Genomic DNA, 25,125 nt, shown 5'->3' with positions numbered 1-25,125 from the left:
TCAGCTCGGGTTGGCAAGGTGGGCGACGGGCTCGCCGCGTACGTAGCGGGCCACGTCGGCGGCCACGATGGTGGCCGCCTTCATCGCCGTCTCCTTGCTGGCCCCGGCCAGGTGCGGGGTCATCACCAGGTTCGGCGTCGTGAGCAGGCGCGAGCCCGGCGGGATCGGCTCGTCGGGGAAGACGTCGCACGCGGCGCCGAACAGGTGGCCGGAGTCGAGCGCGTCGCACAGCGCGTCGTAGTCGAGCAGCGCGCCCCGCGCGCAGTTGACCAGCACCGAGCCGGCCGGCATGGCGGCGATCTCGGCCTTGCCGATCATCCCGGTGGTCTCGGGGGTGGCGCGGGCGTGCAGGGAGACGAACAGCGAGCGTTCGAGCAGCTCGGGCAGCGCGACGTTGCCGGGCACGTCCACGTAGGGGTCGTGGACGAGCACGGTGGCGCCGAACCCTTCGAGCATGCGGGCCACCCTGCTGCCGATCGCGCCGTAGCCGACCAGGCCGACCGTGTTGCCCTCCAGCTCGGGCCCGACCCGGTCGTAGGTGTAGTAGTCGCCCCGCCACACCCCGGCGGCCAGCTCCGCGTGGGTCTGCGGGATGCGGCGGGTGGCGGCGAGCAGCATGGCGAGCGTGTGCTCGGCGGTGGCCACCGCGTTGCGGCCCGGCGCGAACGTCACCTTCACCCCGGCCGCGGACGCCGCCTCCAGGTTGGCGTTGACCGGACCGCCCCTGCTCACGCAGAACAGCCGAAGCTCCGGCGAGGCGTCCAGGACCCGCTTGGTCAGCGGCGCCATCTGGGTGACGCACACCTCCACCCCGCGCAGCGCCTCGATCAGCTCGTCCTCCACGTCGGAAGCCTCGTCCACCTCGCCCACCCGCCCGAACGGCTCGACCGGCCAGGGCAGCGTCAGCTCGCGGACGTCCAGCTCACCGGGCACCGCGCTCTTCAGCGCGTCGATGAGCAGGCTGTTCCTGACGAAGTGGTCGCCTGCGGCAAGGACTTTGAGTGTCAACGAACGGCTCCAATCGGGGAGTTGTACTGCAGCATCGCCACCCGTCCCGTACGGGCGTCGCACAGGCGCAGCTCGGTCAGCGCGCAGTTGTCGAGCCGGGGGAACAACCGCCGGTACTCGCCGAGCGGCACCCCCAGCAGCCCGCACAGGGCGAGCCTGATCGCGGTCGTGTGCGCGACCACCAGCACCCGGCCTCCGGAGTGCGCGGCGGCGATGTCGTCGAGCGCGGCGGTGAACCGGCCCGCGGCCTCGTACGGGTCCTCGCCCCCCGGCAGCGGGTTCCCGGCCGGGTCGGCCTCGAACGCGGCCCTGGCCTCGGGGAAGCGGGCCTTCATCTCGGCCGAGGTGAGCCCTTCGCCCTGCCCGAAGTCCAGCTCGCGCAGCCGCTCGTCGGTCCGCACCGGAAGCCCCGCCTGGTCGGCGGCGGCCTGGGCGGTGATCCTGGCCCGGCTCAGCGTGGACGCCCACACGGCGGTCAGCCCCGCTCCCGCCGCCCAGGACGCCAGCTCGGCGGCCTGCTCGCGGCCGCGCGGGGTCAGCTCGACGTCGCTGATCCCGGCGTAGCGGTTCTCGGCGTGCCAGACGGTCTCGCCGTGGCGGACGAGCACGAGGTCGGTCATCGGGTGGTCCTCTCGCGGGCGTGTGCGGCGGCCCGGCCGTCGAGCCAGCCGCGTCGTTCCAGCTCGGCCACGAACCGCAGGTACGGCTCGCGCACGCCGGCGTCCGACGGCTCGACGACGGCGCTCGTCCTGATCATGGCGGCCGGGTCGCCGCCCGCCAGGACGGCCATGCCGAGGGCGGGCTCGGCGTTCTCGCGCAGCGTCACCGGGCGTTCCAGGACGTCGGCGCGCAGTCGTGTCCAGTAGGCGCTCCTGGTGGCGCCGCCGGTCAGGATGATCTCCCCGTCCACGGGCGCGCCGAGCAGGTCGAGGTAGTCGAAGCAGAGCCGCTCGACGAAGGCCGCGCCGAGCAGGATGGCCGCGTAGCGCTCGACGTCGTCGGCCGGCTCCCCGAGCGTGAAGCCCTCGGCGGCGGGCGCCGCGAACGGGAACCGCTCACCCCGCGACACCAGCGGATACGTGACGACCGGCGGGAGGCGGCGGCCGTACCGCTCGGCGGCCTGCCGGCTGAGCGCGTCGAGGTCGGCGCCGGGCAGGTCACGGGAGAGCACGCCGGCGCCCGTGCTGGACGCGCCGCCGGGCAGCCAGGAGCCGTCGGGCGCGCGGTGGGAGTAGACCACGCCGAGCGGGTCGTGGATCAGCTCCTTGGTGACGCCCTTGAGCACCAGGGTCGTGCCGATCACCGAGTTCCAGCTGCCCGGCTGCCGGGCGCCCGCGCCGAGCTGGGCGGCGCAGCCGTCGGTGGTGCCGGCGATCACCGGCGTGCCCTCGGGCAGGCCGGTCTCCTCCGCCGCGGCCGCGCACACCGTGCCGAGCCGGGCGCCGGGGCGTACGACGGCGGGCAGCATGCCCTCGGGCACGCCCAGCGTGTCGAACACGTCGGAAGGCCAGCGCTCGTCGATCAGGTCCACGCCGGTCTTGAGCGCGTTGCTCAGGTCGGTGGCGACCTCCTGGCCGACCAGGCGACGGTTGACGAAGTCGCTCTGGTGGGCGGCGCGGGCGCCTGGAGGGGCGTCGCGCAGCAGCCACAGCAGCTTCGGCAGCGCCCAGTTCGGCTGCATGCGGCGGTAGCCGAGCCGCTCCCACACCGCCGCGCCCGCCTCGTTCGCGCGGGTGGCGTCGGCGCGGCGGTCGTCGTACATGAGGGCGGGCGTCACGGCGCGGCCCGCGGCGTCGGTCAGCAGGATCGTTCCAGAGGTGGCGTCCACCGCCACGCCCTCGACCCGCTCGCCGGCGGGCACGCCGCGCAGCGCCTCGCGGGTGGCCGCGGCCAATTCCCGCCACCACTGCTCGGGGTCCTGCTCGTGCCGCGGCCCGTCGCGGTGGCTGGTCAGCGGGCGGCTGCCGGTGCCGAGCACCCGCCCGTCGCCCGCCACGGCCAGCGCGCGCACGCTCTGGGTCCCGAGGTCGATGCCGATCCACACGCTCATGTACGGTTCCTCAGCCCGGCCAGCAGCGGCCAGTTCTCGGCGGTGCCGCCGCGCAGGGTCAGGAAGGCGGCGAAGAGGTCGTCGTAGCGTGCCCTGCGGCCGGGGTCGGGCTCGACGGCCTGGCGCAGCCGTACGTGCCGGGCCGCCGCCTCGGCGACCGACGGCGCCCCGCCCGTGGCGGCCATCCCCACCAGCGCCGCCCCGCGCGCGCCCACCTCGGTGTCGGTGGAGCGGCGCACGGGCAGCCCGGTGACGTCGGCGATGAGCTGCAGCCAGACCGCGCTGTTCGCGCCGCCGCCGCACACCCGCAGCTCGGTCGGCGCCGCCCCGGTCGCCTCCAGGCAGTCGCGGATCACCATGGTCAGCCCCTCGAGCACGGCCCTGGCGACGTGGCCCCTGCCGTGCTCGAACGACATGCCGAGCAGCGCGCCCCTGGCCAGCGGGTCGGAGAACGGCGCCCGCTCACCGGCCGGCGACAGGTACGGCAGGAACGCCAGCCCGCCCGCGCCAGGCTCGCTCGTCATGGCCAGCTCGCCCAGCTCGTCGGGGGCCGACAGCCCCAGCAGGCGGCACGTCCACTGCACCACCTCGGTGCCCGCGAACGTGGGGAAGGCCCGCAGGTAGCCGCCGGGCAGCGCGATCGTGATGCCGGTCGGCAGGCCGTCGAGGTCGGGCGCGGCGGCGATGACCTCGGTGCACAGCGTGGTGCCGAGGATGCCGCACGCCTGCCCTGGGCGTACCGCGCCGGAGCCGAGTGCCGTGGCGGCGATGTCGTACGGGGCCATGACCACCGGCGTGCCCGCCGCGAGCCCCAGCGTCTCGGCGGCCCGCGCGGTGAGCCCGGCGACCGGCGTCGGGCTGATCGGCGGCAGCAGCCGCTCGGCCCACTCCAGGCCGAACAGGCGCAGCAGCTCGGGCGAGTACGCCCGCTCCCGCAGGTCCATGAACGGCGCCGAGGCGTCGGACTCGTCGGCCGCGATCTCCCCGGTCATCCTGGAGAAGATCCAGCCGCCGCAGGTCAGCATGGCGCTGGAGCGGTCGAGGCGATCGGGGTCGTGGGCGCGCAGCCAGGTGAGGATGGCGTGCGGCAGCCCGGAGGCGGCCGACGAGCCGTTGCGGCGGAACGCCGTCCCGGCCTGGCCGTCGCGCGTCCAGGCGGCCACGGTGGCGGCGGCCCTGGCGTCGTTCCACAGGATGGCCGGGCCGGTGGGTTCGCCCGCGGCGTCGACCAGCCAGCAGCCGTCGCCCTGGGCGGTGACCGCGACGAACTCGGCGCCGCCGGTCTGTGCGGCGACCTCGCGCACGGTCTCGGCCACCGCGTCCCAGACGGCGTGCATGTCCTGCTCGGTGTGGCCGGGCGCGGGCCTGGTGACCACGGTCGCGCGGCGGGCCACGGCCGCTTCGGCGCCGGCGTCGTCGTACCCGACGGCCTTGATGACCGTGGTGCCGGCGTCCACGCAGATGATCGCCATCATGCCCTGCCGTGCGAGGTCCTGGACCGGCGCGAGACCGAGTCGACGATCACGGCGAGCAGCAGCACCGCGCCGGTCACCACGAACCGGATCGAGGAGTCGAGGTTGAGCAGCGTCAGGCCGCTGGAGATGGACTGGATGACGATGATGCCGAGCAGTGCGCCGAAGGCGGTGCCGCGCCCGCCGAACAGGCTGGTGCCGCCGATCACCGCCGCGGCGATCGCGTTGAGGTTGACGTCGCCCGCGCCGCTGCTCTGGTTGGCCGCCGCCAGCCTGGCCGCGGCGAGGATGCCGCCGACCGCGGCGAACGTCGAGCAGAGCACGAACACCGAGGTGTAGACGGCCCTGACGTTGATGCCGGCGCGGCGCGCGGCCTCGACGTTGCCGCCGACGGCGTACACGGACCTGCCCCACTTCGTCCGCGACAGCAGGTAGTGCATGATCAGGACCAGCGCCACGAAGAAGACGAACATCCAGCCCACGCCGCGCGTCTGCCCGAGGTACCAGACCACGAACGCGAGCACCGCGAGCAGCGCCACGCTCCGCACGGCCAGCGTCGTCGTGCTGCGGGCCGACAGCCCGGCCTTGCGCCGCTGCCTGGCGTGCAGGTGGCCGCTGGCGAACAACCAGCCGGCGGCGATCACCGCGAACGTGTACGAGAGCCACGCGGGCACGAAGTCGAGCTGCGCGAAGCTCACCAGGCCCGAGTCGAACGGCAGGTTGATCGACCCCTTGGTGCCCAGCACGTAGAGCTGGAAGCCGAGGAAGGCGAGCAGCCCGGCCAGCGTGATCACGAAGCTGGGCACCCCGAACCGGTTGAACAACTGCCCGTACAGCCAGCCGATGACCGCGCCCATGAGCACGGACGCGGCGATCGCCACCCACACCGGCAGGCCCTGGCCGACGAACAGCACCGCGAGCACCGCGCCCGACAGGCCGCTGACCGAGCCGACGGACAGGTCGATCTGACCGACGAGCAGCACGCACACGATGCCGAGCGCGATGACGCCGACGGCGGCCGACTCCAGCGTGAGGTTCACCAGGTTCGCGCTGGACAGGAAGATCGGGTTGAGCGCCTGGAAGACCGACCAGATGACGATCAGGCCCACCACGACGGGGATGACGCCGAGGTCGCCGCCGCGCGCCCGCTCCACCACGTCGGAGAGCGCGCCCCGCAGGCCCTCGCTCTGCCGCAGCCGCTCGTCCTGGCGGTCGGTGGTCACGGCGGTCATGACACCTGTCCTTCCTGTCCCTGGCCACCCTGTTCCTGGCCACCCTGTTCCTGGCCACCCTGTTCCTGGCCGCCCTGTTCCTGGCCGCGCTGTGCCGAGTCGCGTTGGGGGTCGCGCTGGGGGTCGCGCTCGGGGTCGCGCTGGGCCCGGCGGGACACCGCGTTGTCGGTGGCGCCGGTGATGGCCGCGATGATGTCCTCGGTGGTGACCTCGTCCACGGCGAACACGCCGTTGTTGCGGCCCAGCCGCAGCACCGCGACGGTGTCGGCGACGGCCTTCACGTCGGCCATGTTGTGGCTGATCATGATGACGCCGAGGCCGTTCTCGCGCAGCCGCTCGACCAGGTTGAGCACCTCGGCGGTCTGGGCCACGCCGAGCGCGGCCGTGGGCTCGTCCAGGATGATCACCTTGGGGTCGCCGAGCAGCGACCGCGCGATGGCGACGGTCTGCCGCTGGCCGCCCGACAGGGCCGCGACCGGCACCCGCACACTCGGGATCTTCGCCGAGAGCTGGCGCAGCAGCTCCCACGAGCGGGTCTCCATGGCCACGTCGTCGAGCCGCAGCGGGCGGATCTCCTGGCCGAGGAAGAGGTTCTGGATGACGTTGAGGTTCTCGCACAGCGCGAGGTCCTGGAAGACCGTGGCGATGCCGAGCCGGTGCGCGGCGGCCGGGGTGGGGATGTGCACCTCGCGGCCCTCGAACGTGATCGTGCCCGCGTCGGGCGGGTGCACCCCCGACAGGATCTTGACCAGTGTGGACTTGCCCGCGCCGTTGTCGCCGACGACCGCCACGACCTGGCCGGCGTCCACGTCGAGCTCGATGCCGGTGAGCGCGGCGACCGCGCCGAACGTCTTGCTGATCCCCCGGAGGGACAGAACGCTCATCACTTGATTCCGAGCTCGTCGCAGCCCTTGGCGTACTCGCCGGTGCACACCTCGGACGCCTTCATGATGCCGCTGTCGAACAGCACCTCCTTGACGTTGTCCTTGGTGACGACCGTGGGGACGAACAGCTCGGACGGCGTGTCGTACAGCGTGGTCTTGCCGGCGGGCTTCTTGCCCTGCATGAACTCCCAGGCCACGTTCGCCGACGCCTCGGCCACGATCTTGATGGGCTTGGAGATCGTGTTGTACTGGTCGCCGTTGATGATGCGCTGGGCGGCGGCGATCTCGGCGTCGTTGCCGGTGACCGGCGGCACCTTCACGCCGGCGGCCTTGAACGCGGCGATCGCGCCGCCGCCGGTGCCGTCGTTCGCCGCGACCACGCCGACGATTTGGTCCTTGAACTGGGTGATCTGGCCGCTGACCCAGGTCTGGGCCTTCTCCGGCTGCCAGTCGGGGGTGTCGTACTCGGCCAGCAGCTTGAAGCCGCTGGGGTCGACCGCGCTGTGGATGCCCTTTTTGATCAGCCCGGCCGCCGCGTCGGTGGGGGAGCCGTTGACCTGGAGGATGCCGCCCTCGGCCTTCTCCTCCTTGAGGTGGTCGACGAGGGACTGCGCGATCAGCTGGCCGATCTTCTCGTTGTCGAACGAGATGTAGTAGTCGGCGGGGGTGGCCGGGATGGGGCGGTCGTAGGCGATGATCGGCACCTGCTGCGACTGCGCCGACTTGACGATGGTGGCCGCGGCGGCGGAGTCGACCGGGTCGATCACGATGGCCTTGACGCCCTGCGCGAGCGCGGAGTTGGCCTGTTGCTGCTGCTTGGAGGCGTCGGAGTCGGCGTTCTGGTAGATGACCTCGCAGGTCGGGCAGAGCTGCTTCATCTTCGCCTCGAACAGCGGCTTGTCCTGCAGCTCGTAGCGCGTGGACGCGAGGTCGGGCATGAGGAAGGCGACCTTGGCGTTCTGCAGGTCGCCGCCTCCCGCGGTGTCCCCGCCGGTCGAGCCGGCGCCGGAACCGCAGGCGGCCAGCACGGAGGTGGCGAGCACGGCCGCCGCGGCGAACGCGGAGGTCCGCATCTGAGCTCTGTTCACGGGTTGTTACCTCACTTACGCCAGATTTTCTGAACGCACGCCGTCCCCGGGACAGGGATGCCCGCACAGGAGCGCACACCCTGTGGTGCGGCTCACGTTAGCGCGCTGTCAGAAACTTTGTCCAGCACAGATGTTCAGAGCTGGTGGGCGGCGGCGACGAGCCCTTCCGCCGTGGGCGTGTCCGTGACGAGCTGGTTGAAGTAGCCGCCCCTGGCGCCGGCCACGATCGAGAGCACCTTCTCGGCGCCGACCGCGACCGCGATCGTGTGCGGGATGCGCCGCAGGTCCTCCTGCTCGGCCGCGACCAGCCGCTCGCTGCCCGGGTACGTCACCGGCGCCCCGTCGCGGTCGTAGATCCGCATGCACACGTCGCCCACCGCGTGGCGCAGGCTGTCGGCGTCGCGAGGCATGAGCGAGGGCACCATCTGCCGCATCAGCGGCGCCGAGCCGACGCCCACGAGCGCGCACTTGGCCCGCCCCCACAGGTCCATCACCCGGCGCACCGACGGCTCGTGCTGCAGCGAGTAGAACAGCTCGGGGCCCGGCAGGGCGGGCGCGTAGAGGTAGGCGGGCACGCCGCCGACGCGTTCGGCCAGGATGCGGGTGGTCTCGTTGGTCTGGTACCAGGGCTGCGGCTCCTCCTGGCCGCCGACCGCGGGGGCGATGGTCACGCCGGGATGGCGGCCGAGGTCCTCGCGGGCGCACTCGTAGACGGTGGTGCCGGAGGAGACCAGCACCACGTCGCCCGACACCAGCCCGGCGCCGGCCAGCGCGCGGGCCACGCCGGGCGCCAGCCAGGGGCCGAGGGCCGGGCCGTTGGCCTTGGGCACCAGATAGACGCGGTCGAGGCCGAGCGCCTCGGCCACCTCGGCGGCCAGCGGGCCGTCCGCCAGCGCGGCAGGGCGGTGCACCCTGATCTCGACGATGCCCTGCCTGCGGGCCTCGGTGAGCAGCCGGCTCACGGTCGCCCTGCTGACGCCGAGCCGCTTGGCGATGTCGCCCTGGGTGGCGTCCTCCAGGTAGTACTGCTGGGCCGCGGTGTACATCAGCTCCTGGGGAAATCTGGCCTGCGCCTCGGGTGCGACGTCGGCGGCATTCATGCACGCGCTCCTCGGTGAACAGATTTGCAGAACTGATGCGCAACCACTATAGCCGCGTGCTTCCTGCACGTCCCGGGGGACAGGCTAGCCGCCGATCAGGGCGTCGCCGAGCGGGGTGCGCGCGTACACGACGCTGCGGCCGGTGCGGGTGCCCGCGATCAGGCCCGCGCCGCGCAGCGCCGCCACGTGCTCGCCGACCGTGCCGACGCTCTGCCCGAGCAGGGCGGCGAGCTGCGTGGTGGTCGCCGGCTCGGCCAGCTCGGCGAGGATGCGGGCCCTGCTGCGGCCGATCAGCGCAGCCAGCCGCCGGTCGGGCGCGGCGGGCGCGGCGGCGATGCCCCTGGCCGGATAGACCAGCGCGTACGGCCAGCCCTCCTCCAGGTACGCCCCCACGCTCTCCATGAACGCCGACGGCAGGAACAGCAGCCCCCTGCCGCCCAGCCGCCGCTCCTCCCCCTTCATGCTGCGCAGCTTCACCTCGATCCGCCCGCCCCGCCAGCGCACCTGCTGCGGACTCAGGTCCTCAAGGGCCGCCTGCCACCCGTACGCCGCGAGCCGCCCCGCCCGGTAGGCCACGTCCCGCTGGAGCACCGCCCGCAGCCGCGGCCACTCGTGCACCAGGATCTCCGACCACAGCGCCTCGTACGCCCGCGCGACCAGCGTCACCACGTCGGGCCCCAGCAGCAGCTCCCTGACCCAGGGCGCCACCGGGGGCCGCTCGGCCAGCACCCGCTCGATGTCTGCGTGCGCCCGCGCCACCGGCGTGGCCCGCACGGCGGCCAGCTCCGCCTCGAACGGCACGTCCACGGCCGTCGGCGGCGGGGCGATGAAGTCGACGTTCGCGCCGCCCTTGTTGCCGGTGATCGCGCCGGCCGCGCGCAGCGCGGGCAGCTCCCGCGACAGGCGCAGGTACCTCTCCCGCCATCGCGCCACCCACGCCTGGTGGGGGCCCGCCCGGTAGTGTCCGGCCAGCACCCACTGCGCGTGCATGGTCTCGATCAGCGGCGAGATGGCGAACCTGCTGGCCATCACGTCCTGCGGGCCCACTGCGATCGCCACCACCTTTCGGTTATATCCGAAGAAGTCGCCCGGGGCTCGGGGCGGGCCGCAGCATCGTGGCCGTGAAAGGTGCGACGTTCGGCGAGGTGTTCGCCGTCAAGGAGTTCCGGGTGCTGTTCGGCAGCTTCGCGCTGCTGATCGCCGGTGACTCCATCAAGATGCTGGCCCTGTCCGTGCTCGTCTACGCCAGGACCGGCTCGGCCGGGCTGTCGGCGGCGGCGTACATGGCGGGGTGGCTGCCGTACATCTTCGGCGGGCTCTTCCTGCTCTCCCTGGCCGACCGGCTGCCGGCGCGGGCCCTGATGATCGCCGGTGAGCTGCTCAGGGCCGTCACCTGCCTGCTGCTCGCCTACGCCGGGCTGCCCGTGTGGGCGATGCTGGCGCTGGTCATCGGTTCCGGGCTGCTGTCGCCGGTGTTCTTCGCGGCGCGGGCCGCGATGCTGCCCGAGGTGCTGCCCGGCGACGCGTTCGTGCTCGGGCGCTCGCTGCTCAACGTGGCCTCGGCGAGCGCGCAGGTCGTCGGGCTGGCGGCGGGCGGCACGTTCCTCGCCGTCGCGGGGCCCTCCGGCGCGCTCGCCGTCACCGCCGGGCTGTCCATCGTGGCGGCCCTCGTCCTGCGGTACGGGCTGCCGTACACGGCGGCGCGGAAGGCCGGTGAGCCGGGCGCGGTCCGCCAGACGCTGCGGGTCAACCGGCGGCTGCTGGCCGATCGCCGGGTACGGGGGCTGCTGCTGGCCGGGTGGCTGCCGTGCGTGTGCATGGCGGGGGCGGAGGCCATGGTGGTGCCGTACCTCGGGGGGCAGGGGCAGGCCGGGACGGTACTCGCGGCGGCGGCCGTCGGCATGGCGGCGGGGGAGTTCGCCGTGGGGCGGTTCGCGGCGCCCGCCCTTCGTGAGCGGCTGTCGTTCCCGCTCGCCGTGCTGATCGCGGTGCCGTGGATCGCCTTCGCCCTGCAGCCTGGCATCGGGTGGGCGGCGGTGCTCGCCGCGCTCGGGGCGGCGGGGCTGTCGTACCAGCTCGGGCTGCAGCGGCGGTTCGTGGACGCGGTGCCGGAGGAGGTGCGCGGGCAGGCGTTCGGGCTCCAGTCGGCCGGGCTGATGACGGGACAGGCGGCCGGCGCGGCGCTGATCGGCGCCCTCGGCGAGGTGGTCGCCCCCGGGTACGCCATGGCCGCGTCGGGGGTGGCCGGGGTGCTGGTCGCGCTCGCGCTGGTCCGCGTGCTCCGCCCGCCGGCCGTCCCCGTCGCCGTCCCTGCGCCTTAAGGGGGGAGCTCGCCCGAGCCGCGCACGATCAGGCGTACCGGCAGCTCGACGTGCTCAGAGCGGCCCGTGTCGCCGCCCAGGCGGCGGAACAGCAGCTCGGCGGCCACCCGCCCCATCCACGCGGGGTCCTGCGCCACCACGGTCACCCCTGGGTCGAGCAGGTCGGCCAGCTCGAAGTCGTCGAACCCGACCAGCGCCACCCGCCGCCGCGCCAGCGCCCGCAGCGTCGTCACCGTGTAGCGGCCGTTGCCGGTGAACAGCGCCGTCGGGGGCTCGTCCAGGGCGAACATCCGCTCCAGGTCGGCCTGCACCGGCTCGGCCGACGGCGCCCGCATGGCCACCAGCCGCTCGTCGTACAGCTCGCCCAGCTCGTCCCGGTAGCCGCGCAGCCGCTCGGCGGCGGTGAAGATGGCCGGGTCGTCACCGAGGAAGGCGATCCTGCGGTGCCCGTGCGCCATCAGGTGACGTACGCCCTGCCGCGCGCCGCCCGCGTTGTCGGCGAGCACGGTGTCCACGTCGAGCCCCGCGCCCGGCGGCCGGTCGGCGAACACCACCGGCGTCCCCGCCTCCAGCTCGGGCCGCAGGTAGGTGTGGTCGTCACCGGCCGGCACCACGATCAGCCCGTCCACCCGCCGCGCGCAGAACGTCTCGACCAGCTCGCGCTCCCTGCCCGGCTCCTCGCCTGACGAGCCGCTGAGCAGCAGGCAGCCGTGCTCGATCACGACGTCCTCCACCGCCCTGCTCAGCCCCGAGTAGAACGGGTCGGCCACGTCCTCGATGACCAGCCCGATCGTGGCGGTCCTGCCCCTGCGCAGCACGCGCGCGCTCTCGTTGCGGCTGTAGCCGAGCCGCTCGATGGCCGCCCGCACCCGCTCCGCGGTCGCCGGGTGGACGCCTGGCTCGCCGTTCACGACCCGCGAGACGGTCTTGAGCGCCACGCCGGCCGCCGAGGCGACGTCCTTCATCGTCGGTCTCACGCCTGGATCATTTCCTACTCGGGAGGGGCGGACAACGTTGTCAAGCGCTTATGCGAGAGTGGTCGTCTATGTCGCTGAGATCCGCCTTGCTCGTGGCCGGGGTCGCCCTGGCCGCGCTCAACCTGCGCCCGGCCATCGCGGGCGTCTCCCCGCTGCTCGACGAGATCATGGGGGACGTGGGTCTCGGCCCGGCGGGCGGCGGCGCCATCACCACGGTCATGGTGGTCTGCCTGGGCGTGTTCGGGCCGGTCACGCCGCTGCTGGCGCGCCGGATCGGCCTCGACCGCACGCTGCTCGCCGGCCTGCTCGTCATCGCGGCGGGCGTCGCCGTACGCGGCCTCGGCGGCGCCCCGCTGCTCTACCTAGGCTCCGCCCTGGCCGCCACCGCCATCGCCGTCATGAACGTCTCCATGCCCGGCGTCGTCAAACAGCACTTCCCCGATCGGGTCAACCTCATGACCGGCGTCTACGTCTCCTGCGTGGTCGCCGGCGCCGCGCTCTCCTCCGCGCTGGTGATCCCGATCGAGCACGGCACCGGGTTCTCCTGGCGCGGCGTCACGGCGCTGCTGGCCGTGCCCGCGCTGCTGGCGGCGCTGCTCTGGCTGCCGCAGGCGCTGCGCAGGCCGGAGGCGGCCCCCAACGGCCCCCGCCCCTTCGGCGCCGTCCTGCGCAGCCGCGTCACCTGGTACGTCACCGCCCTCATGGGCCTGCAGTCCCTCACCTTCTACGTGATGCTGGCCTGGCTGCCCACCATCTTCCTGGAGGCCGGGCTGCCCGCCGACCAGGCCGGCTACCTGCTCAGCCTGACGAACCTGGTGCAGGTCGGCACCTCGCTCGCGGTGCCCGTGCTGGCGGGACGGAGAGCCTCGCAGGTCCCGTACGTGGTGGGCGCGTGCCTGCTGACCATGCTCGGCTACCTGGGCGTGCTGCTGGCCCCCACGACGCTGCCGTGGGCGTGGATGATCGTGCTGGGCGTCGGCCAGGGCGCCGCGTTCGCGCTGGCCCTGCTGATCATCGCGCTGCGCCCCGCCGGCCCCGCGGCGGTGACCGCGCTGTCGGCCGTCGCCCAGTCCGTCGGCTACGTGGTCGCGGCGCTGGGCCCGCTGCTTTTCGGCTTCCTGCGGGAGGTGTCGGGCGGCTGGACGGTGCCGCTGACCGTCGGCCTCGGCGTGCTGGTGGTGCAGCTCGTGGCCGGTTGGCTGGCCGGCCGCCCTGCTACGTTGGAGACGATGACTCACAAGCAGGGCCCCGCGTGCTGACCGACGTCCTTCGCCGGCTGGCGGACGAGCGCGGCGGGGTGCTCGGGGTGGTGCCCGAGCTCGTCATCGAGCCCGACGACTCGTGGACCCCGGTCACCGAGCTGGTGCGCGAGCCGTACACGCTGCTGGCGCGGCTGGTGGACGAGACCGCCGCGCGCTGGAACGCCCCGCGGCACGTCGGCGCGGCGCTGTTCTGGAAGACCTACGGCTACTGGCACGCGCTGCCCATGGCGCTCGGGTGGGCGCTCGACGGGCGGGTGCCGGTCATGCCGTTCGGGGAGACGTACGTCAAGGTGTCGGACGCCGGGGTGACGCTGGCCGCCACGAGCGTGCGGTGGGAGACCGGTGAGGGCGCCGTCCGCGAGGCGCTGGAGGAGTCGCAGCGCCCGCTGGTCACGGCGATCGGCGCGCTGGCCAAGGTGGGGGAGCGCACGCTGTGGGGCTCGACGGCCGAGGCGTTCGCCCACCCGCTGACCTCGATCGTGCCGGGCGACTACATGGAGCTGCTGCGCCGCATCGGGCCGCCGCTCGACGGGCTCATCGAGCCCGCCGGCGACGGCTACTTCCGCAGGACCTGCTGTCTGTGGATCACCCTGCCCGACGTGGAGCCCTGCGGAAGCTGCTGCGTGCTCCTGCCCGCCGCGCGGGCCCGCGCGTCCTCAGGCCACTGATCCGACGGGGTGCCTCGCGGGCTCGTCGATGGGACGCAGCTCGTCGGCGTAGCTGACCGAGACGCGGCGCATGACGCCCGTGCCGTCGATGGAGTACTGGCCGAGCCGCCACAGCGGCGGCGAGTACGCGTGGATGGACACGCTCTGGTCCACCGCGCCGGTCAGCCGGTGGATGTGGTCGGGACCGAACGAGAACGACTGACCCTCCGTCACCACCGTCTCCAGGTGCTCGCCGCCGATGCGCGGGTTGCATTCGAGCAGCGCGCCCTGCACCACGTGAACCGCCCCTGAGGAGGTGTCGTGGTCGTGCCAGCCCGTGTCGTCCTCGGGGCGCCAGCACAGCAGCCAGACGTCCACGTAGGCGTCGCGGTAGAGGGAGGCGTAGTGGCGCCCGCCGTCGGCGGGGAAGTCCACCTGGTCGCGCCACTCCTCCGGATGGGCGGCCAGCTCGTTCACCAGGTCGCGCAACTCACGCCGGTCGAGAGTGCGCTCGGGGAGGCCGGCACAGGTGCCCCCGTCCTGGATCTGGTCAGTGCTCACGTACGAGTCTCCTTTCTGTTCAGCAGACGACGGGGGTTGACGACCCGGACGGCGTGACCGGCGGCCGCGCCGAGCCCGGGGTCGGGTGCGGTGGCGTAGGGGGCGTCGGATCCGTTGACCACGACGTCGATGCCGAGCTCGCGGACGATCGCGTCGATCGCGCGCGGGCCGTAGGAGGAGGTCTCCACGAAGAAGTCGCGGTCGATCTGGCCGCGCCCGCCGCCGCCCCTGGCGATCAGGCGCTCGGAGTGCAGCGGCGCGAGGCCGGCGAGCAGCGCGAAGCAGACCCGCAGCCGCGGGTGCCTGGGCCGCACGATCGCGTGGAAGTAGTGCCACGCCGCGTGCATCTGCTGGACGTACGGCACCAGCGCGGGCCACCACGGCGGCGTGCCGGGGGCCGGCGCGGCCGGGCCCGGATGTACGAACAGCGGCAGGTCCCTGGCGGTCAGCACCTCCAGCAGCCGGTCGTCGGGGACGGCGGTGGCCGGGATCTGCAGGCCGGCGAAGCCGCGGTCGAGATCCTTGGCCAGGCGGTCGGGGTCGAGCTCGCTGTGGCAGGTGGCCGCCCACGCGCCGAACGGCTCGCCCAGCGCGAGCGCGCCGTCGTGGTAGGCGTCGATCAGCGGCCAGGCGTCCTCCGGCGGCAGGGACTCGATGCCGAGCGGGCTCGACAGCGACACCAGGGCCAGTTCCAGGCCGGTCGTGTCGCGCCGCTCGTGGTCGGCGGGGTTCACCTCGTACGGCGGCTCGCCGTCGAGGATCAGCGTCCAGCCGTCGAGGTGCGGCGGGCTCGTACGGGCGCGCAGGACGTCGATGAACGCCGGTGTCCACAGGTGCTGGTGCACGTCGATGCTCATCGTCGCGGCCCTCCTTCCGCTATTTCCTACTCACAATACATGTAAACCGTCCGGCCTGCGCAACCGGAGGAGTGAACCGTTTCAGTGATACGGTTCAGTGAACCGCTTCACTAGAGGGCTGTCAATGGGGCGCCCCCGCCACAAGACCGACAAGCAGTGGCGGGAAAACGGCTTCTGTCGGTGACACGCAATAGGCTGGCTCAATGCCTCGGAAGAGAGCCACGATCCGTGAGGTGGCACAGGCCACGGGTCTGTCGCCGGCGGCCGTCTCCTACGCGCTGCGCGGCCTCCAGGTTTCTGAGGAGACCATGGAGCGGGTCCGCGCCGCCGCCGCCGAGCTCGGCTACGAGGCCGACCCCATCGCAAGAGCCCTGGCCAGCGGGCGCACCGGCATGATCGGCTTGCTCTGCGGCTCGCTGGAGGACCTGTGGCAGCAGTCGCTGGCCGTGGGCATCAGCAGGGGCCTGCGGGAGAAAGACCGCTACGCCCTGATCCTCGACGCGGTCGGCGACCCCGCCCGCGAGCGCGCCCTGGGCCGGCAGCTGCGCGACCAGCGCGTCGACGGCATGATCGTGCAGCCCGTCGATCCCGCCGCCGCGTTCTGGGCCGAGCTGTGCGAGTCGGTGCCGGTGGTGGCCATCGGCGACTCCATCGCCGGCACGGCGGGCGAGGTCGTCTTCGACAACCGGCGCGGCGTCACGCTCGCCCTTGAGCACCTGCGCGCCCTCGGCCACCGCCGCATCGCCGTGCTCACGCCCACCCGGCCCAGCACGCCAGACCGGCCCGCCGACGTCCACGTCACGGCCGAGGCCGAGCGGCTCGGGCTCGACATCGAGCTCACCACCGCGCCCCACGACCTGGCCGGCGCCACCGCGACCGCCCACCGCGTGCTGTCGGGCGAGCAGCCGAGCGCCGTCTTCTGCTTCAGCGACTCCATCGCCTACGGCGTCTACGCGGCCGCGGCCGACCTCGGGCTGTCGATCCCCGGCGACGTGTCCGTCATGGGCTACGACGACCATCCGATGTCGGGCCTGCTCAGCCCGGGGCTCACCACCGTCGACTGGGACATCGACGGCATCGTCAGGGCCGCCGTGCGGCTCATCGCGGCGGCGGCCGACGGCGGCGCGCGCCGGCGGCGGGTCGTCCAGAAGCCGACGCTGCGCGAGCGCGGCTCGGTGGCTGAGCGCTCCTGACGTTCAGGCTCCCGTCAGGGCCCGGCGCGACGCCTCCAGGTCCGCGGTGAGCGGGCGGTCGGGGGCGGGGGCGTCGAGCGCGCGGGCGGCCGCCGTGCGCTCGCAGGCCAGCACGACCTCCAGCGGCTCCAGGCAGCGCAGGGTGTGGCGGGCCGCCTGGGTGGCGAACCCGGCGTGGTCCTCGGCGCCGCGCGAGACCACCGCGGTGCCCGTCGTCACCGGCTGGGCGAGATGGCGCAGCTCGGCGACGGCGTCCTGGGCGACGTACTCCAGGATCAGCATGCCCGACGCTCCGGGGCGGTCGGCGAGGAAGGGCAGCCGGCCGGTGTAGGCCGGGTCCATGAGCGTGGCCAGGCGGGCGGCGCTGAGCTGCGCCGCCTGCACGAGTGCCGGGCGCAGCGCGTCCAGCGCCAGCGCCACGGGAGCGGAGTGGAAGTTGCCGTTGTGCCAGGCGAGCGAGCCGGCGAAGAGCGGGTTCTCGGTGGCGGCGTTGAGGTCGGTCTCGATCGCGGTGACCGCCCTGCCGAGCGCGTCCACGGCGGCGCCGTGCACCTGGGCGAAGGCGCGGAAACCGTACGGGTCCTGGACGCGGGTGCTCGGCTCGTGCGACACCAGCCCGCGCAGCGCCGCGGCGACCGCCGCCTGGCCGGGATGCGGGCGCGCCTCCTGCACGACGGCGGCCAGCGGCTCGGCCGAGGCGTCCACGGCGGCGAACGACATGGCGGCCACCCCGATGGCGGCCTCCATGAGCGTGCGCAGGCGGTGCACCGCGATGGCGGCGTCGGCCAGCGTGGCCGCGCCCGAGCTGATGAACGGCAGCGCGTCGCTGGAGGCGAGCGGGTAGAGCGGGGGTTCCTCGTCCACCGGCTCTGCGCCGTCCCAGGGCAGCTCGCCGAGCAGGCAGAGCGCCGTCGTGGACAGCGCGGTCAGATCACCGGTGCCGATCGCCCCGTACGTGCGCAGCGGCGGCGTGAAGCCATGGTTGATCGCGTACGCCAGCGCCTCGCACACCCCCGGGTCCACGCCCGAGCCGCCCGCGAGCAGTTGGTTGAGCCGCACCACCAGCATCGCCCTGGCCCGCCCAGGGTCGACGCGCGGACCCGCGCCGCACGCGTGGCTGCGCAGCAGGTCGAGGCCGCCGCCCTCCAGCAGGACGTCCCGGTTCGCGCCCACGCCCGTGCTCCTGCCGTACACCGGCCCGGTCAGCTCCTGGGCGGTGGCCCACGCCGCCCGGGCCCGATCGAGGGAGGCGATCGCGACCCGGGCTCCTCCGTAGGCGGCCTCGTGCACCCGCGCGCACGTCAGGCCGGCACCGTCGAGCTCCATGAACGTGGGGGTCAGTCTCCGTCGGGGATGAACGCGCTGAGCACCCAGCTCACCACGCTGACGATGATCGCGCCCCAGAAGGCGGCCGGGTAGAAGTTGTCGACATGGAAGGGGATGCCGAGCTCGCCCGCGATCCAGCTCGTCAGCAGCAGCATCGCCGCGTTGATGACCAGCAGGAACAGGCCTAGTGTCAGGACGATGATCGCGCAGCCGAGCGCCTTCACGATCGGCTTGACGATGGCGTTGACGACACCGAAGATCAACGCCACCAGGAGCAGGACGCCCCAGTATCGGGCCGAGTTCGTGGGGGCGTCGACGGAGATGCCGTCGAGGAACTGGATGGCCACCCACAGCGCCACTGCCGCTGCGAGCGTTCTGATGATGAATCTCACGCTGGTTGATCCTCCCACTTGAGATCAGTGCTCGATAGGGGCGCCGTCAGAACGATGCCCGCCGATCACTTTCCGTAGTCGCCGGGTGGTCACCGGTTATCGCCGGACGACGCGGGGAAGAGGCGTGCAGGGGAGGAACCGACATGGACACGAACGGGCTCGAGTCGTTGCCGGCCGCCGAATTGCACGATCGGGCGGTGCGCTACGCCGTACGCCACGGGGACCTGGGGTTCCTATGGGAGTTGCTCAAAGTGATCCCGGCCGCCGAGGCCGCCAGCGGACACTCGACGGAGTCCGCCAACGACCTCAGCAAGGTCTCCGCGCTGCTCAGCGACGCCCTCGCGGCGGGCGAGGGCAAGCTGGGCGAAGCGCTGCGCCCGGTCTACCTCGACTACCTGCGCAAACATCCTGACGCCTGACACGTGGGAGGTGCGGCTCAGCCCGCGAGGCGCTCCCTGGGGCCGCCGTACGTCGCGAAGCCCGGCGTGGTGAGCTCCTGGCCGTCGTGCAGCACGATCAGCGTCTCGTACGGCCCCTTCCCGGCCAGCTCGGTCGCGTAGCGGCGGGCCTGCACGGGGCCCATGGCGTACATGGCGGTGGCGTACGCGTCGGCGAGCCCCAGGTCGGGGCCGATGACCGTGACCGCGCCCAGCGCGTCGCGCACCTCGCCGGTGTGCGGGTCGAGCACGCGGGACCCGCCCGAGGTGGCGATGCCGAGATCGTGGGCCAGCACCGTCCTGCGGACCTCGCCCGTACGCGGGTCGCGCACCGGCACCCGCCAGCGCCTGCCCGGAGCGGCCGAGCCGCGCACCCGCACGTCGTTGCCCGCCGTGATGCGGTGGTCGCCCGCGCCCGCCTGCACCAGCGCGCGCGACAGGCGCTCCAGCGCCCAGCCCTTGACGTAGCCGGAGGGGTCGGTGACGCCGTTGATACGGGCGTCGAACCAGCCGTCGGTGGCCTCGCTCAGCTCCTCGCAGCGGTGCAGCACCTCGACCAGCTCGGGGACCTGCTTGATGGTGCCGCCCCTGTTGAGGCGGCTGATCTGGCTGTCCTCCTTGTCGGGGCTGAAGGTGTCCTCGACCCAGCGCAGCCAGGCGAACGCGTCGTCCAGCAGCGGGGTCAGCTCGCGGGCGGGAAGGGGGGTGCGGATGTCGATGCTGACCGGCCGGCCCATGACCGTCTCGACCCGGCTGCTGCCGGGGAACGCCGTCGGGGCTTCTGCAATATGGGAAGTCGTCACGGACCCGGTGACCTTGGAAGTCGTCATCTTGCCTCCTTGTCCGTCGCCCACGTTGTCAGATCGCTCGTATGCTCAGCCTAAGCCTTGAGCCCAGATCTGAAATGAACCTGTGACCTGGGCACCGCCAGGCGCGACAGCGCGCCCCCGACGTACCGCTGGAAACGGCGCGGACCGGCCACCACCACCTCGCGCTCGGCGATGTCGGGGACCTCGCGCCCGAGCCCGGATGCGCTCACCCGCTCCTTGACGCGCGGATCGTGCTCGGCGCCCACCACGAGGATGACGCCGTAGCGGGACTGCAGCTCGCGCAGCTCGTCGGTGACCCGCTCGGTCCGGTAGACCGCGACCGTGTCCGGCTCGCCGGCCAGGCGCTCGCCCAGCGCGCGGGGGTCGAGGCCGGTCGCGATCAGCAGGATCGGCCTCGTGGGGCCGGGCACCCGGTGGCTCCGGACGGCCATCACGGCCGCGGCGGCGTACAGCAGGAGTGAGGCCACCCGGGTGAAGCCCGTGGCCTGGGTGGTGGCGCCGAACTGGTGGGCCACCAGCAGCGCGCCCGCGAGATAGCCGCCGAGCCGCAGGCGCTGCCTGGCCTCCTCGGTGCGGAGCCGGCCGGCGGCCTTGACGTGAAGGAAGCCGACCGCGACGAGCAGCGCCGCGGCGGCGTAGGCCGAAGGCGTCGACGGATGGCCGGAACCCGGATGGATCGCCCCGAACTCGGCGACCGCGACGCCGCTCCAGAAGAGGATCGGCCCCTGATGAGCATTCGCCTCGCTAGCCATGCCATCTACCTTGCGGATCGAACATGAAAGCATTCTGAGTAGGGTCTAGAAACATGGCTAACGTGCGCGTGGAGCGGACTGAAGAGGGCGGATTCCGGGCGACCAACGCCCGTGGCGCCGAGGTTTCGATAGGCGGCGGAGACCAGGAGGGCGTGTTCACTCCGGTCGAGCTGCTGCTGGCGGCGGTGGGCGGGTGCAACATCGTGACCGTCGAGCCGCTCACCGCCAAGCGCGGTCACCGGCTGGTGCGCCTGGCGATGACCGTCGAGTCGGAGAAGGTCGAGCCCAACAAGCTGGGGCCGGTGACGGTCACGTACGACGTCGAGCTCCCGTCGGAGGAGGCCGGCGAGGTGTTCGAGGCGGTCGCCCACCGGGTGCACGAGAAGTACTGCACGGTGAGCAGATCGCTGCAGGACGGCACTGAAGTTCGGTTGGAGCTTCCGTAGGTGGATTAAACAGATATTCGACCCCGTTATGACGCGACCGTTGCATTCGTCTCGGTAGCGTAGGAGCAGGTCAGGAGCACTGGCGACTGACCACGAGGACCTTCACCGATGCGAGCGCGGAGGGGGACCGCGGTTCGCAAAGTGCGGGACCGCCGGCGTTTTTGGGGGAAAGCGTCGGCCTGGACCGCCACCGATCGGGCCGGGCAGATTTGGGGGAACTGCCCGGCCCGATCCATGCGTAAGCTCCGATGAGTGAAGAAAGTTCTCATCGATTGTGATCCGGGCATAGACGACGCCCTCGCCCTCGCGTTGGCCGCCGGCTCGGCGGACGACATCGACCTGGTGGGCATCACCACCGTCGGCGGGAACGTCGACCTGGAGTTCACCACGGCCAACGCCCTCGCCCTGCGCGAGTTCCTGCGGCTCGGCGACGTGCCGGTGACGCCCGGCAGCGCGGGAGCCCTGCTGCGGCGCACGGTCAGGGCCACCGCCGTGCACGGGCCGACCGGGCTCGGCGACGTGGTGCTGCCCGCCCCCTCGCGGGGGCCGTCGGAGGGGCACGCGGTCGACTTCATCGTGGACACGCTGCGGGCCGCGCCCGGCGAGATCACGCTGGTCGCGGTGGGGCCGCTGACGAACATCGCCCTCGCCGTACGCCGCGAGCCCCGCATCGTCGAGTGGGCCCGCGACTTCGTCATCATGGGCGGCTCGTACACGCGCGGCAACCACAACCCGGCCGCCGAGTTCAACATGCTGGCCGACCCCGAGGCCGCCGCGATCGTGTTCGAGGCCGGGTGGACGGTCAAGATGTTCGGCCTGGACGTCACGCTGACCGCCGCCGTGACCTCGCAGGTGCTCGACCGGATGCGCCCGCTCGGCCGGCTGTCGGACCTGCTGGTGCCGGCCGCCCAGTACTACGGGGTGGTCTCGGCCGAGGGCGGCCCGGCGATCCACGACGCCGTCGCGGTCGCGTACGTGCTGCGCCCGACGCTGTTCACCTGCGTGCCGGCCGTGGTGAAGGTGGAGACGGCAGGGGAGTACACCAGGGGCATGACGGTCACCGACTTCCGCATCGACGCAAGCCAGGCGAACGCCCTGGTGGCCACGGCGATGGACGTCCCGGCCTTCTGGGACCTGGTGCTGGGGACGTACGAGAAGCTCTCGGCCCGCCTGACGTAAGGAGGAGCGTCCGGGCGGCGCGGGCACTGTCTTGCGGCTGATACAGTTATCCCTGTTGCGCCGCTAGCTCAGTTGGTCAGAGCAGCTGACTCTTAATCAGCGGGTCCGGGGTTCGAGTCCCTGGCGGCGCACCACAGAAAAACCCCAGCTCAGCACGCTGAGCTGGGGTTTCTCGGTTGTGGAGGCTCTCGGGCGATGCCGAGATGGTCCCTTTGGTTGCTCGCTGATCGCTCGCGGGCCACCCGGGCGAACGGGCCGCCGGCACTGCTGGATGGTGCCACCATGCCACTCACCGCGCAGGCCAGGAGCCCGGCGTATCGCGCCAGAGAGCAGGAGAATCGCGGCTCGCCGGTTGCGGCTATGCCGAGGCAGGCGGCGCTGCAGGCACCTGCAGCCGACGCTGCAACTTTTCCCTCTCCCACCCGGGCGAACGAGGCCGACATTCTTGGACGCATGGAACGATTCGACGTCATCGACACCTGCGTCAAGATGGCCTGGTATGCCGATCAGCGGCAGTGGGCCGAGCTGGCCGAGGTGTTCGCGGACCAGGTGACCCTCGACTATACGAGCCTTGACGGGGGCGAGCCGGCCACGCTCACCCCGGCGCAGATCGTCGGCGGCTGGCAGGCCGTGCTCGGCGGCTACGCGGCCACCCAGCACCTGCTGAGCCACCCCTTGGTCGTCGTCGACGGCGACACCGCGTTGTGCACCGCCCCCTTCCAGGCCACCCATCGCAAGAGCGATGACACCTCGTGGACGCTGGGCGGCACGTACCGCTTCGAGCTGGCGCGCACCGGCAGCGGCTGGCGGATCACCGCGGTCGTGATGGCCGCGGCCTGGAACGACGGCGTGCGATGAGGACGGGTCCCCTCATCGCCGGTACGGCGGTGGCCGTCCTCGTCGTCGGCGGCATCGCAGCCGTGGCCGGCAGCGACTTGCCGCGCGCGGGTGCCGCCTTCGCGCCCGACGGCCTGGTCGTCGACGTCGGCCGGGAGATCCGCGGCCGCGACGCCATCCGCCGATGGGCGGCCGACGAGGTCATCGGCGGCGTGTACGAGCTGCTCGGCAGCACGCCGCGCGCGGGCGGGGTGAGCATGCTGGTCCGCTTCCAGCCCGGAGGCGTGGGCGGCTTCCGCGCGAACTACCACTTCGACATCACCGATGGATTGATCACCCAAGCGACCTTGGAGTACGCGTGAACGTGAGTTTCGACAGCGACGGCGTCACCCTGGCCGGCAACCTGTTCCTGCCCGAAGGGGTGGAACGGGCGCCGGGTGTGGTGGTGGCGGGCACCTGGACCAGCGTCAAGGAGCTGATGGCCGACCGTTACGCGCAGCGCCTGGCCGAGCGCGGCTTCGCGGCGCTGTCGTTCGACTTCACCGGCTTCGGCGCCTCAGGCGGCGAGCCGCGGGAGGTGGAGAACCCGGCACGCAAGGTCCGCGACATCCGCCACGCGGCCGGTTTCCTGGCCGCCCACCCGGCGGTCGAGGGCGACGGGGTGGGTGCTCTGGGCATCTGCGCGGCGGCGATGTACATGGCCGACGCCGCCGCGCACGATCCCCGCGTCACCTCGCTGGCGCTGGTGGCGCCCTGGCTGCATGACGCCGCCATCTGCGAGGCCGCCTACGGGGGCGCGGCGGCGGTGGCCGAGAAGATCAAGGCCGGGCGGGAGGCCCGTTCACGCTACGACGAGACCGGTGAGATCGACTACGTGCCGGTGGTCAGCGCCACGGACCCGCGGGCGGCCATGCCGTACGCCATCGACTTCTACCTCGATCCCGCCCGCGGCGGCATCCCGGCCTGGCCCAACCGGTTCGCGGTGATGGCATGGCCGGACTGGCTCACCTACGACTCCATCGCGCTGGCCTCGCGGATCACCCAGCCCACCCTGCTCGTGCACAGCCAGGACGCCGCGATCCCCGACGGTGCGCGCCGCTTCCACACCGGGCTGGCCGGGCCCAAGGACATCCTGTGGACCCAGGGCACCCAGTTCGACTTCTACGACCAGGAACCGCAGGTGACGGTCTCGGCCGACACCGTGGCCGCGCACTTCCGCAGGACGCTGCGATGATCTTCGTCACCGGAGCCACCGGCAACGTCGGTCGCGAGGTGCTCGCGCAGCTCACCGCGGCCGGCGTCCCGGCGCGCGGCCTGTCGCGGACCGCCGGGGCCGACCTGGACGACCCCGCCTCGCTGCGTCCCGCGCTGGAAGGGGTGCGGGCGGTGTTCCTGCTACCGGGCTATCGCGACATGCGCGGGCTGGCCGCCGAGTTCGCCACCGCCGGGGTCGAGCGGGTGGTGCTGCTGTCCAGCCAGGCCGCCGTGGCCACCGACTCCGCCAACGCCGTCTCGGCCTACATGATCGACTCCGAGACGGCCGTCCGCGAGTCCGGCCTGGCCTGGACGATCCTGAGGCCGGCCGCCTTCATGTCCAACACCCTGCGCTGGCTGCCCCAACTGCGAGCGGGCGACGTCGTGAGCGACGCCTTCGGCGACGTGCCGATCGCCAGTATCGACCCGGCCGACATCGCGGCGGTGGCCGCCAAGGCGCTGCTGGAGCCGGCACACGAGGGACGCGCCTACTCCCTCAGCGGCCCCGAGGCCCTGCTCCCCGCCGAGCGCCTCCATATCCTCGGTCGGGCACTCGACCGCGATCTGCGCTTCGAGGCGCTGACCGACGAGGAAGCCTGGACGCGGATGAGCGCCACCACACCGATCGCCTACGTGCAGGCGTTCTTCAGCTTCTACCGCGGCCACACCATCGACGAGAGCACCGTCCACCCCACCGTGGAGAACCTCACCGGCCGGCCGCCCCGCACCTTCGCACAGTGGGCCACCACCCACGCCCCCGCATTCAGAGAGCAACCTTCGTGATCAGGAAACTCGCCTGGACGGCCGCTGCCGTCGTCATCGCCCTGACCGGTACGGCAGGCGCCTCGGCCACCACGTCCGGCAGCGCGCATACCAGGGCAGATCCATCCCCATGCGCACCGTCGTCACCCTCGGCAAGAGGCCGACCTTCGATCTCTACTTCACCCCGCCGGGGCAGCGGGAACGCCTCATCGACCGGGTCGTCTACACCCGCAGAATCGCATGATCACGGCCTACAGC

Annotated in this window: 27 protein-coding genes and 1 tRNA gene; 12 read left to right on the top strand and 16 right to left on the bottom strand. The window is 72.7% G+C overall.

Going from position 1 to position 25,125, the window contains the following annotated elements; translation table 11 throughout:
- From AB0K12_RS18255 to AB0K12_RS18215, 9 genes are all read right to left on the bottom strand, one after another.
- Nucleotides 1-1,008, bottom strand: a complete 1,008-nt coding sequence (locus AB0K12_RS18255; protein WP_364561981.1) for a 2-hydroxyacid dehydrogenase — start codon at nt 1,006-1,008, stop codon at nt 1-3.
- A complete protein-coding gene (locus AB0K12_RS18250) occupies nt 1,005-1,628 on the bottom strand; it encodes a histidine phosphatase family protein (RefSeq protein ID WP_345389086.1) in 624 nt (207 codons plus the stop codon). The genes AB0K12_RS18255 and AB0K12_RS18250 overlap by 4 nt, the downstream gene beginning before the upstream one ends.
- On the bottom strand, nt 1,625-3,058 hold the full coding sequence (locus AB0K12_RS18245) for an FGGY family carbohydrate kinase (RefSeq protein WP_364561977.1): 1,434 nt from the start codon (nt 3,056-3,058) through the stop codon (nt 1,625-1,627). The genes AB0K12_RS18250 and AB0K12_RS18245 overlap by 4 nt, the downstream gene beginning before the upstream one ends.
- The gene (locus AB0K12_RS18240) at nt 3,055-4,533 is read right to left on the bottom strand and encodes an FGGY-family carbohydrate kinase (protein WP_364561974.1); all 1,479 of its coding nucleotides are present in this window, start codon (nt 4,531-4,533) and stop codon (nt 3,055-3,057) included. Before AB0K12_RS18240 ends, AB0K12_RS18245 begins: the two co-directional genes overlap by 4 nt.
- Nucleotides 4,530-5,762: a sugar ABC transporter permease gene (locus AB0K12_RS18235; protein ID WP_364561971.1), complete on the bottom strand. Its 1,233-nt coding sequence runs from the start codon at nt 5,760-5,762 to the stop codon at nt 4,530-4,532. The genes AB0K12_RS18240 and AB0K12_RS18235 overlap by 4 nt, the downstream gene beginning before the upstream one ends.
- Complete coding sequence (locus AB0K12_RS18230; RefSeq protein ID WP_364561968.1) at nt 5,759-6,646, bottom strand: ATP-binding cassette domain-containing protein; 888 nt, start codon at nt 6,644-6,646, stop codon at nt 5,759-5,761. Before AB0K12_RS18230 ends, AB0K12_RS18235 begins: the two co-directional genes overlap by 4 nt.
- A complete protein-coding gene (locus AB0K12_RS18225) occupies nt 6,646-7,734 on the bottom strand; it encodes a sugar ABC transporter substrate-binding protein (protein ID WP_364561966.1) in 1,089 nt (362 codons plus the stop codon). The genes AB0K12_RS18230 and AB0K12_RS18225 overlap by 1 nt, the downstream gene beginning before the upstream one ends.
- A gap of 134 nt (nt 7,735-7,868) precedes the next feature.
- On the bottom strand, nt 7,869-8,834 hold the full coding sequence (locus AB0K12_RS18220) for a sugar-binding domain-containing protein (protein ID WP_364561963.1): 966 nt from the start codon (nt 8,832-8,834) through the stop codon (nt 7,869-7,871).
- Between the two features lie 84 nt (nt 8,835-8,918).
- Nucleotides 8,919-9,896 carry a DUF5937 family protein gene (locus AB0K12_RS18215; RefSeq protein ID WP_364561961.1) on the bottom strand — a complete coding sequence of 326 codons (978 nt, stop codon included), beginning with the start codon at nt 9,894-9,896 and terminating at the stop codon, nt 8,919-8,921.
- A 59-nt stretch (nt 9,897-9,955) separates the two neighbouring features.
- Between AB0K12_RS18215 and AB0K12_RS18210 the strand changes: the two genes are divergently transcribed.
- Nucleotides 9,956-11,155 (top strand): MFS transporter, encoded by a 1,200-nt coding sequence (locus AB0K12_RS18210; RefSeq protein ID WP_364561958.1) that lies wholly within the window; start codon nt 9,956-9,958, stop codon nt 11,153-11,155.
- On the opposite strand, the gene AB0K12_RS18205 is transcribed toward AB0K12_RS18210, so the two are convergent.
- Nucleotides 11,152-12,120 carry a LacI family DNA-binding transcriptional regulator gene (locus AB0K12_RS18205; RefSeq protein ID WP_364562693.1) on the bottom strand — a complete coding sequence of 323 codons (969 nt, stop codon included), beginning with the start codon at nt 12,118-12,120 and terminating at the stop codon, nt 11,152-11,154. The two genes, AB0K12_RS18210 and AB0K12_RS18205, sit on opposite strands and share 4 nt — an antisense overlap.
- An 80-nt stretch (nt 12,121-12,200) precedes the next feature.
- On the opposite strand from AB0K12_RS18205, the gene AB0K12_RS18200 reads away from it, so the two are divergent.
- Together AB0K12_RS18200 and AB0K12_RS18195 are read left to right on the top strand one after the other, a co-directional pair.
- Nucleotides 12,201-13,391, top strand: a complete 1,191-nt coding sequence (locus tag AB0K12_RS18200; RefSeq protein WP_364561956.1) for an MFS transporter — start codon at nt 12,201-12,203, stop codon at nt 13,389-13,391.
- On the top strand, nt 13,385-14,062 hold the full coding sequence (locus AB0K12_RS18195) for a (2Fe-2S)-binding protein (RefSeq protein ID WP_364561953.1): 678 nt from the start codon (nt 13,385-13,387) through the stop codon (nt 14,060-14,062). Before AB0K12_RS18200 ends, AB0K12_RS18195 begins: the two co-directional genes overlap by 7 nt.
- Here AB0K12_RS18195 and AB0K12_RS18190 read toward each other — a convergent pair.
- Nucleotides 14,051-14,602: a cysteine dioxygenase family protein gene (locus AB0K12_RS18190; protein ID WP_364561951.1), complete on the bottom strand. Its 552-nt coding sequence runs from the start codon at nt 14,600-14,602 to the stop codon at nt 14,051-14,053. The genes AB0K12_RS18195 and AB0K12_RS18190 overlap by 12 nt on opposite strands.
- Nucleotides 14,599-15,459, bottom strand: coding sequence for an amidohydrolase (locus AB0K12_RS18185; RefSeq protein ID WP_364561949.1), 861 nt, complete (start codon nt 15,457-15,459; stop codon nt 14,599-14,601). Before AB0K12_RS18185 ends, AB0K12_RS18190 begins: the two co-directional genes overlap by 4 nt.
- A gap of 203 nt (nt 15,460-15,662) precedes the next feature.
- On the opposite strand from AB0K12_RS18185, the gene AB0K12_RS18180 reads away from it, so the two are divergent.
- Nucleotides 15,663-16,652: a LacI family DNA-binding transcriptional regulator gene (locus tag AB0K12_RS18180; protein WP_364561946.1), complete on the top strand. Its 990-nt coding sequence runs from the start codon at nt 15,663-15,665 to the stop codon at nt 16,650-16,652.
- A 3-nt stretch (nt 16,653-16,655) separates the two neighbouring features.
- Here the strand turns inward: AB0K12_RS18180 and AB0K12_RS18175 are convergent, their stop codons facing one another.
- Together AB0K12_RS18175 and AB0K12_RS18170 are read right to left on the bottom strand one after the other, a co-directional pair.
- Nucleotides 16,656-17,978 carry an aromatic amino acid ammonia-lyase gene (locus AB0K12_RS18175; RefSeq protein WP_364561943.1) on the bottom strand — a complete coding sequence of 441 codons (1,323 nt, stop codon included), beginning with the start codon at nt 17,976-17,978 and terminating at the stop codon, nt 16,656-16,658.
- A gap of 11 nt (nt 17,979-17,989) precedes the next feature.
- Nucleotides 17,990-18,370 (bottom strand): phage holin family protein, encoded by a 381-nt coding sequence (locus tag AB0K12_RS18170; protein ID WP_355426876.1) that lies wholly within the window; start codon nt 18,368-18,370, stop codon nt 17,990-17,992.
- Nucleotides 18,371-18,513: 143 nt separating this feature from the next.
- Between AB0K12_RS18170 and AB0K12_RS18165 the strand changes: the two genes are divergently transcribed.
- The gene (locus tag AB0K12_RS18165) at nt 18,514-18,789 is read left to right on the top strand and encodes a hypothetical protein (RefSeq protein WP_355426873.1); all 276 of its coding nucleotides are present in this window, start codon (nt 18,514-18,516) and stop codon (nt 18,787-18,789) included.
- A 17-nt stretch (nt 18,790-18,806) separates the two neighbouring features.
- Here AB0K12_RS18165 and AB0K12_RS18160 read toward each other — a convergent pair whose 3' ends face one another.
- Entirely contained in the window at nt 18,807-19,637 is an 831-nt protein-coding gene (locus AB0K12_RS18160; RefSeq protein WP_364561939.1) for an FAD:protein FMN transferase, read from the bottom strand.
- 50 nt (nt 19,638-19,687) lie between these two features.
- Nucleotides 19,688-20,389, bottom strand: a complete 702-nt coding sequence (locus tag AB0K12_RS18155; RefSeq protein WP_364561936.1) for a hypothetical protein — start codon at nt 20,387-20,389, stop codon at nt 19,688-19,690.
- A gap of 53 nt (nt 20,390-20,442) precedes the next feature.
- Between AB0K12_RS18155 and AB0K12_RS18150 the strand changes: the two genes are divergently transcribed.
- The 7 genes from AB0K12_RS18150 to AB0K12_RS18120 all read left to right on the top strand — a co-directional run bounded on the left by AB0K12_RS18150 (nt 20,443) and on the right by AB0K12_RS18120 (nt 24,888).
- Nucleotides 20,443-20,835: an OsmC family protein gene (locus AB0K12_RS18150; RefSeq protein ID WP_355426865.1), complete on the top strand. Its 393-nt coding sequence runs from the start codon at nt 20,443-20,445 to the stop codon at nt 20,833-20,835.
- Nucleotides 20,836-21,087: 252 nt separating this feature from the next.
- A complete protein-coding gene (locus tag AB0K12_RS18145; RefSeq protein WP_364561932.1) occupies nt 21,088-22,014 on the top strand; it encodes a nucleoside hydrolase in 927 nt (308 codons plus the stop codon).
- A gap of 57 nt (nt 22,015-22,071) precedes the next feature.
- Nucleotides 22,072-22,148, top strand: a tRNA-Lys gene (locus tag AB0K12_RS18140).
- A gap of 319 nt (nt 22,149-22,467) precedes the next feature.
- Nucleotides 22,468-22,872 (top strand): nuclear transport factor 2 family protein, encoded by a 405-nt coding sequence (locus tag AB0K12_RS18135; RefSeq protein WP_364561929.1) that lies wholly within the window; start codon nt 22,468-22,470, stop codon nt 22,870-22,872.
- Nucleotides 22,869-23,213 carry a nuclear transport factor 2 family protein gene (locus tag AB0K12_RS18130; protein ID WP_364561926.1) on the top strand — a complete coding sequence of 115 codons (345 nt, stop codon included), beginning with the start codon at nt 22,869-22,871 and terminating at the stop codon, nt 23,211-23,213. Before AB0K12_RS18135 ends, AB0K12_RS18130 begins: the two co-directional genes overlap by 4 nt.
- Nucleotides 23,210-24,085 carry an alpha/beta fold hydrolase gene (locus AB0K12_RS18125; protein WP_364561923.1) on the top strand — a complete coding sequence of 292 codons (876 nt, stop codon included), beginning with the start codon at nt 23,210-23,212 and terminating at the stop codon, nt 24,083-24,085. Before AB0K12_RS18130 ends, AB0K12_RS18125 begins: the two co-directional genes overlap by 4 nt.
- Nucleotides 24,082-24,888, top strand: a complete 807-nt coding sequence (locus AB0K12_RS18120) for an NAD(P)H-binding protein (protein WP_364561920.1) — start codon at nt 24,082-24,084, stop codon at nt 24,886-24,888. The genes AB0K12_RS18125 and AB0K12_RS18120 overlap by 4 nt, the downstream gene beginning before the upstream one ends.
- The last annotated feature ends 237 nt before the right edge of the window (nt 24,889-25,125 follow it).

Source organism: Nonomuraea sp. NPDC049419, assembly GCF_040676995.1.
Lineage (GTDB): Bacteria > Actinomycetota > Actinomycetes > Streptosporangiales > Streptosporangiaceae > Nonomuraea > Nonomuraea salmonea.
Note: the sequence above shows the minus strand (reverse complement) of the source record. Positions and strands in the feature narration are given on the sequence as shown.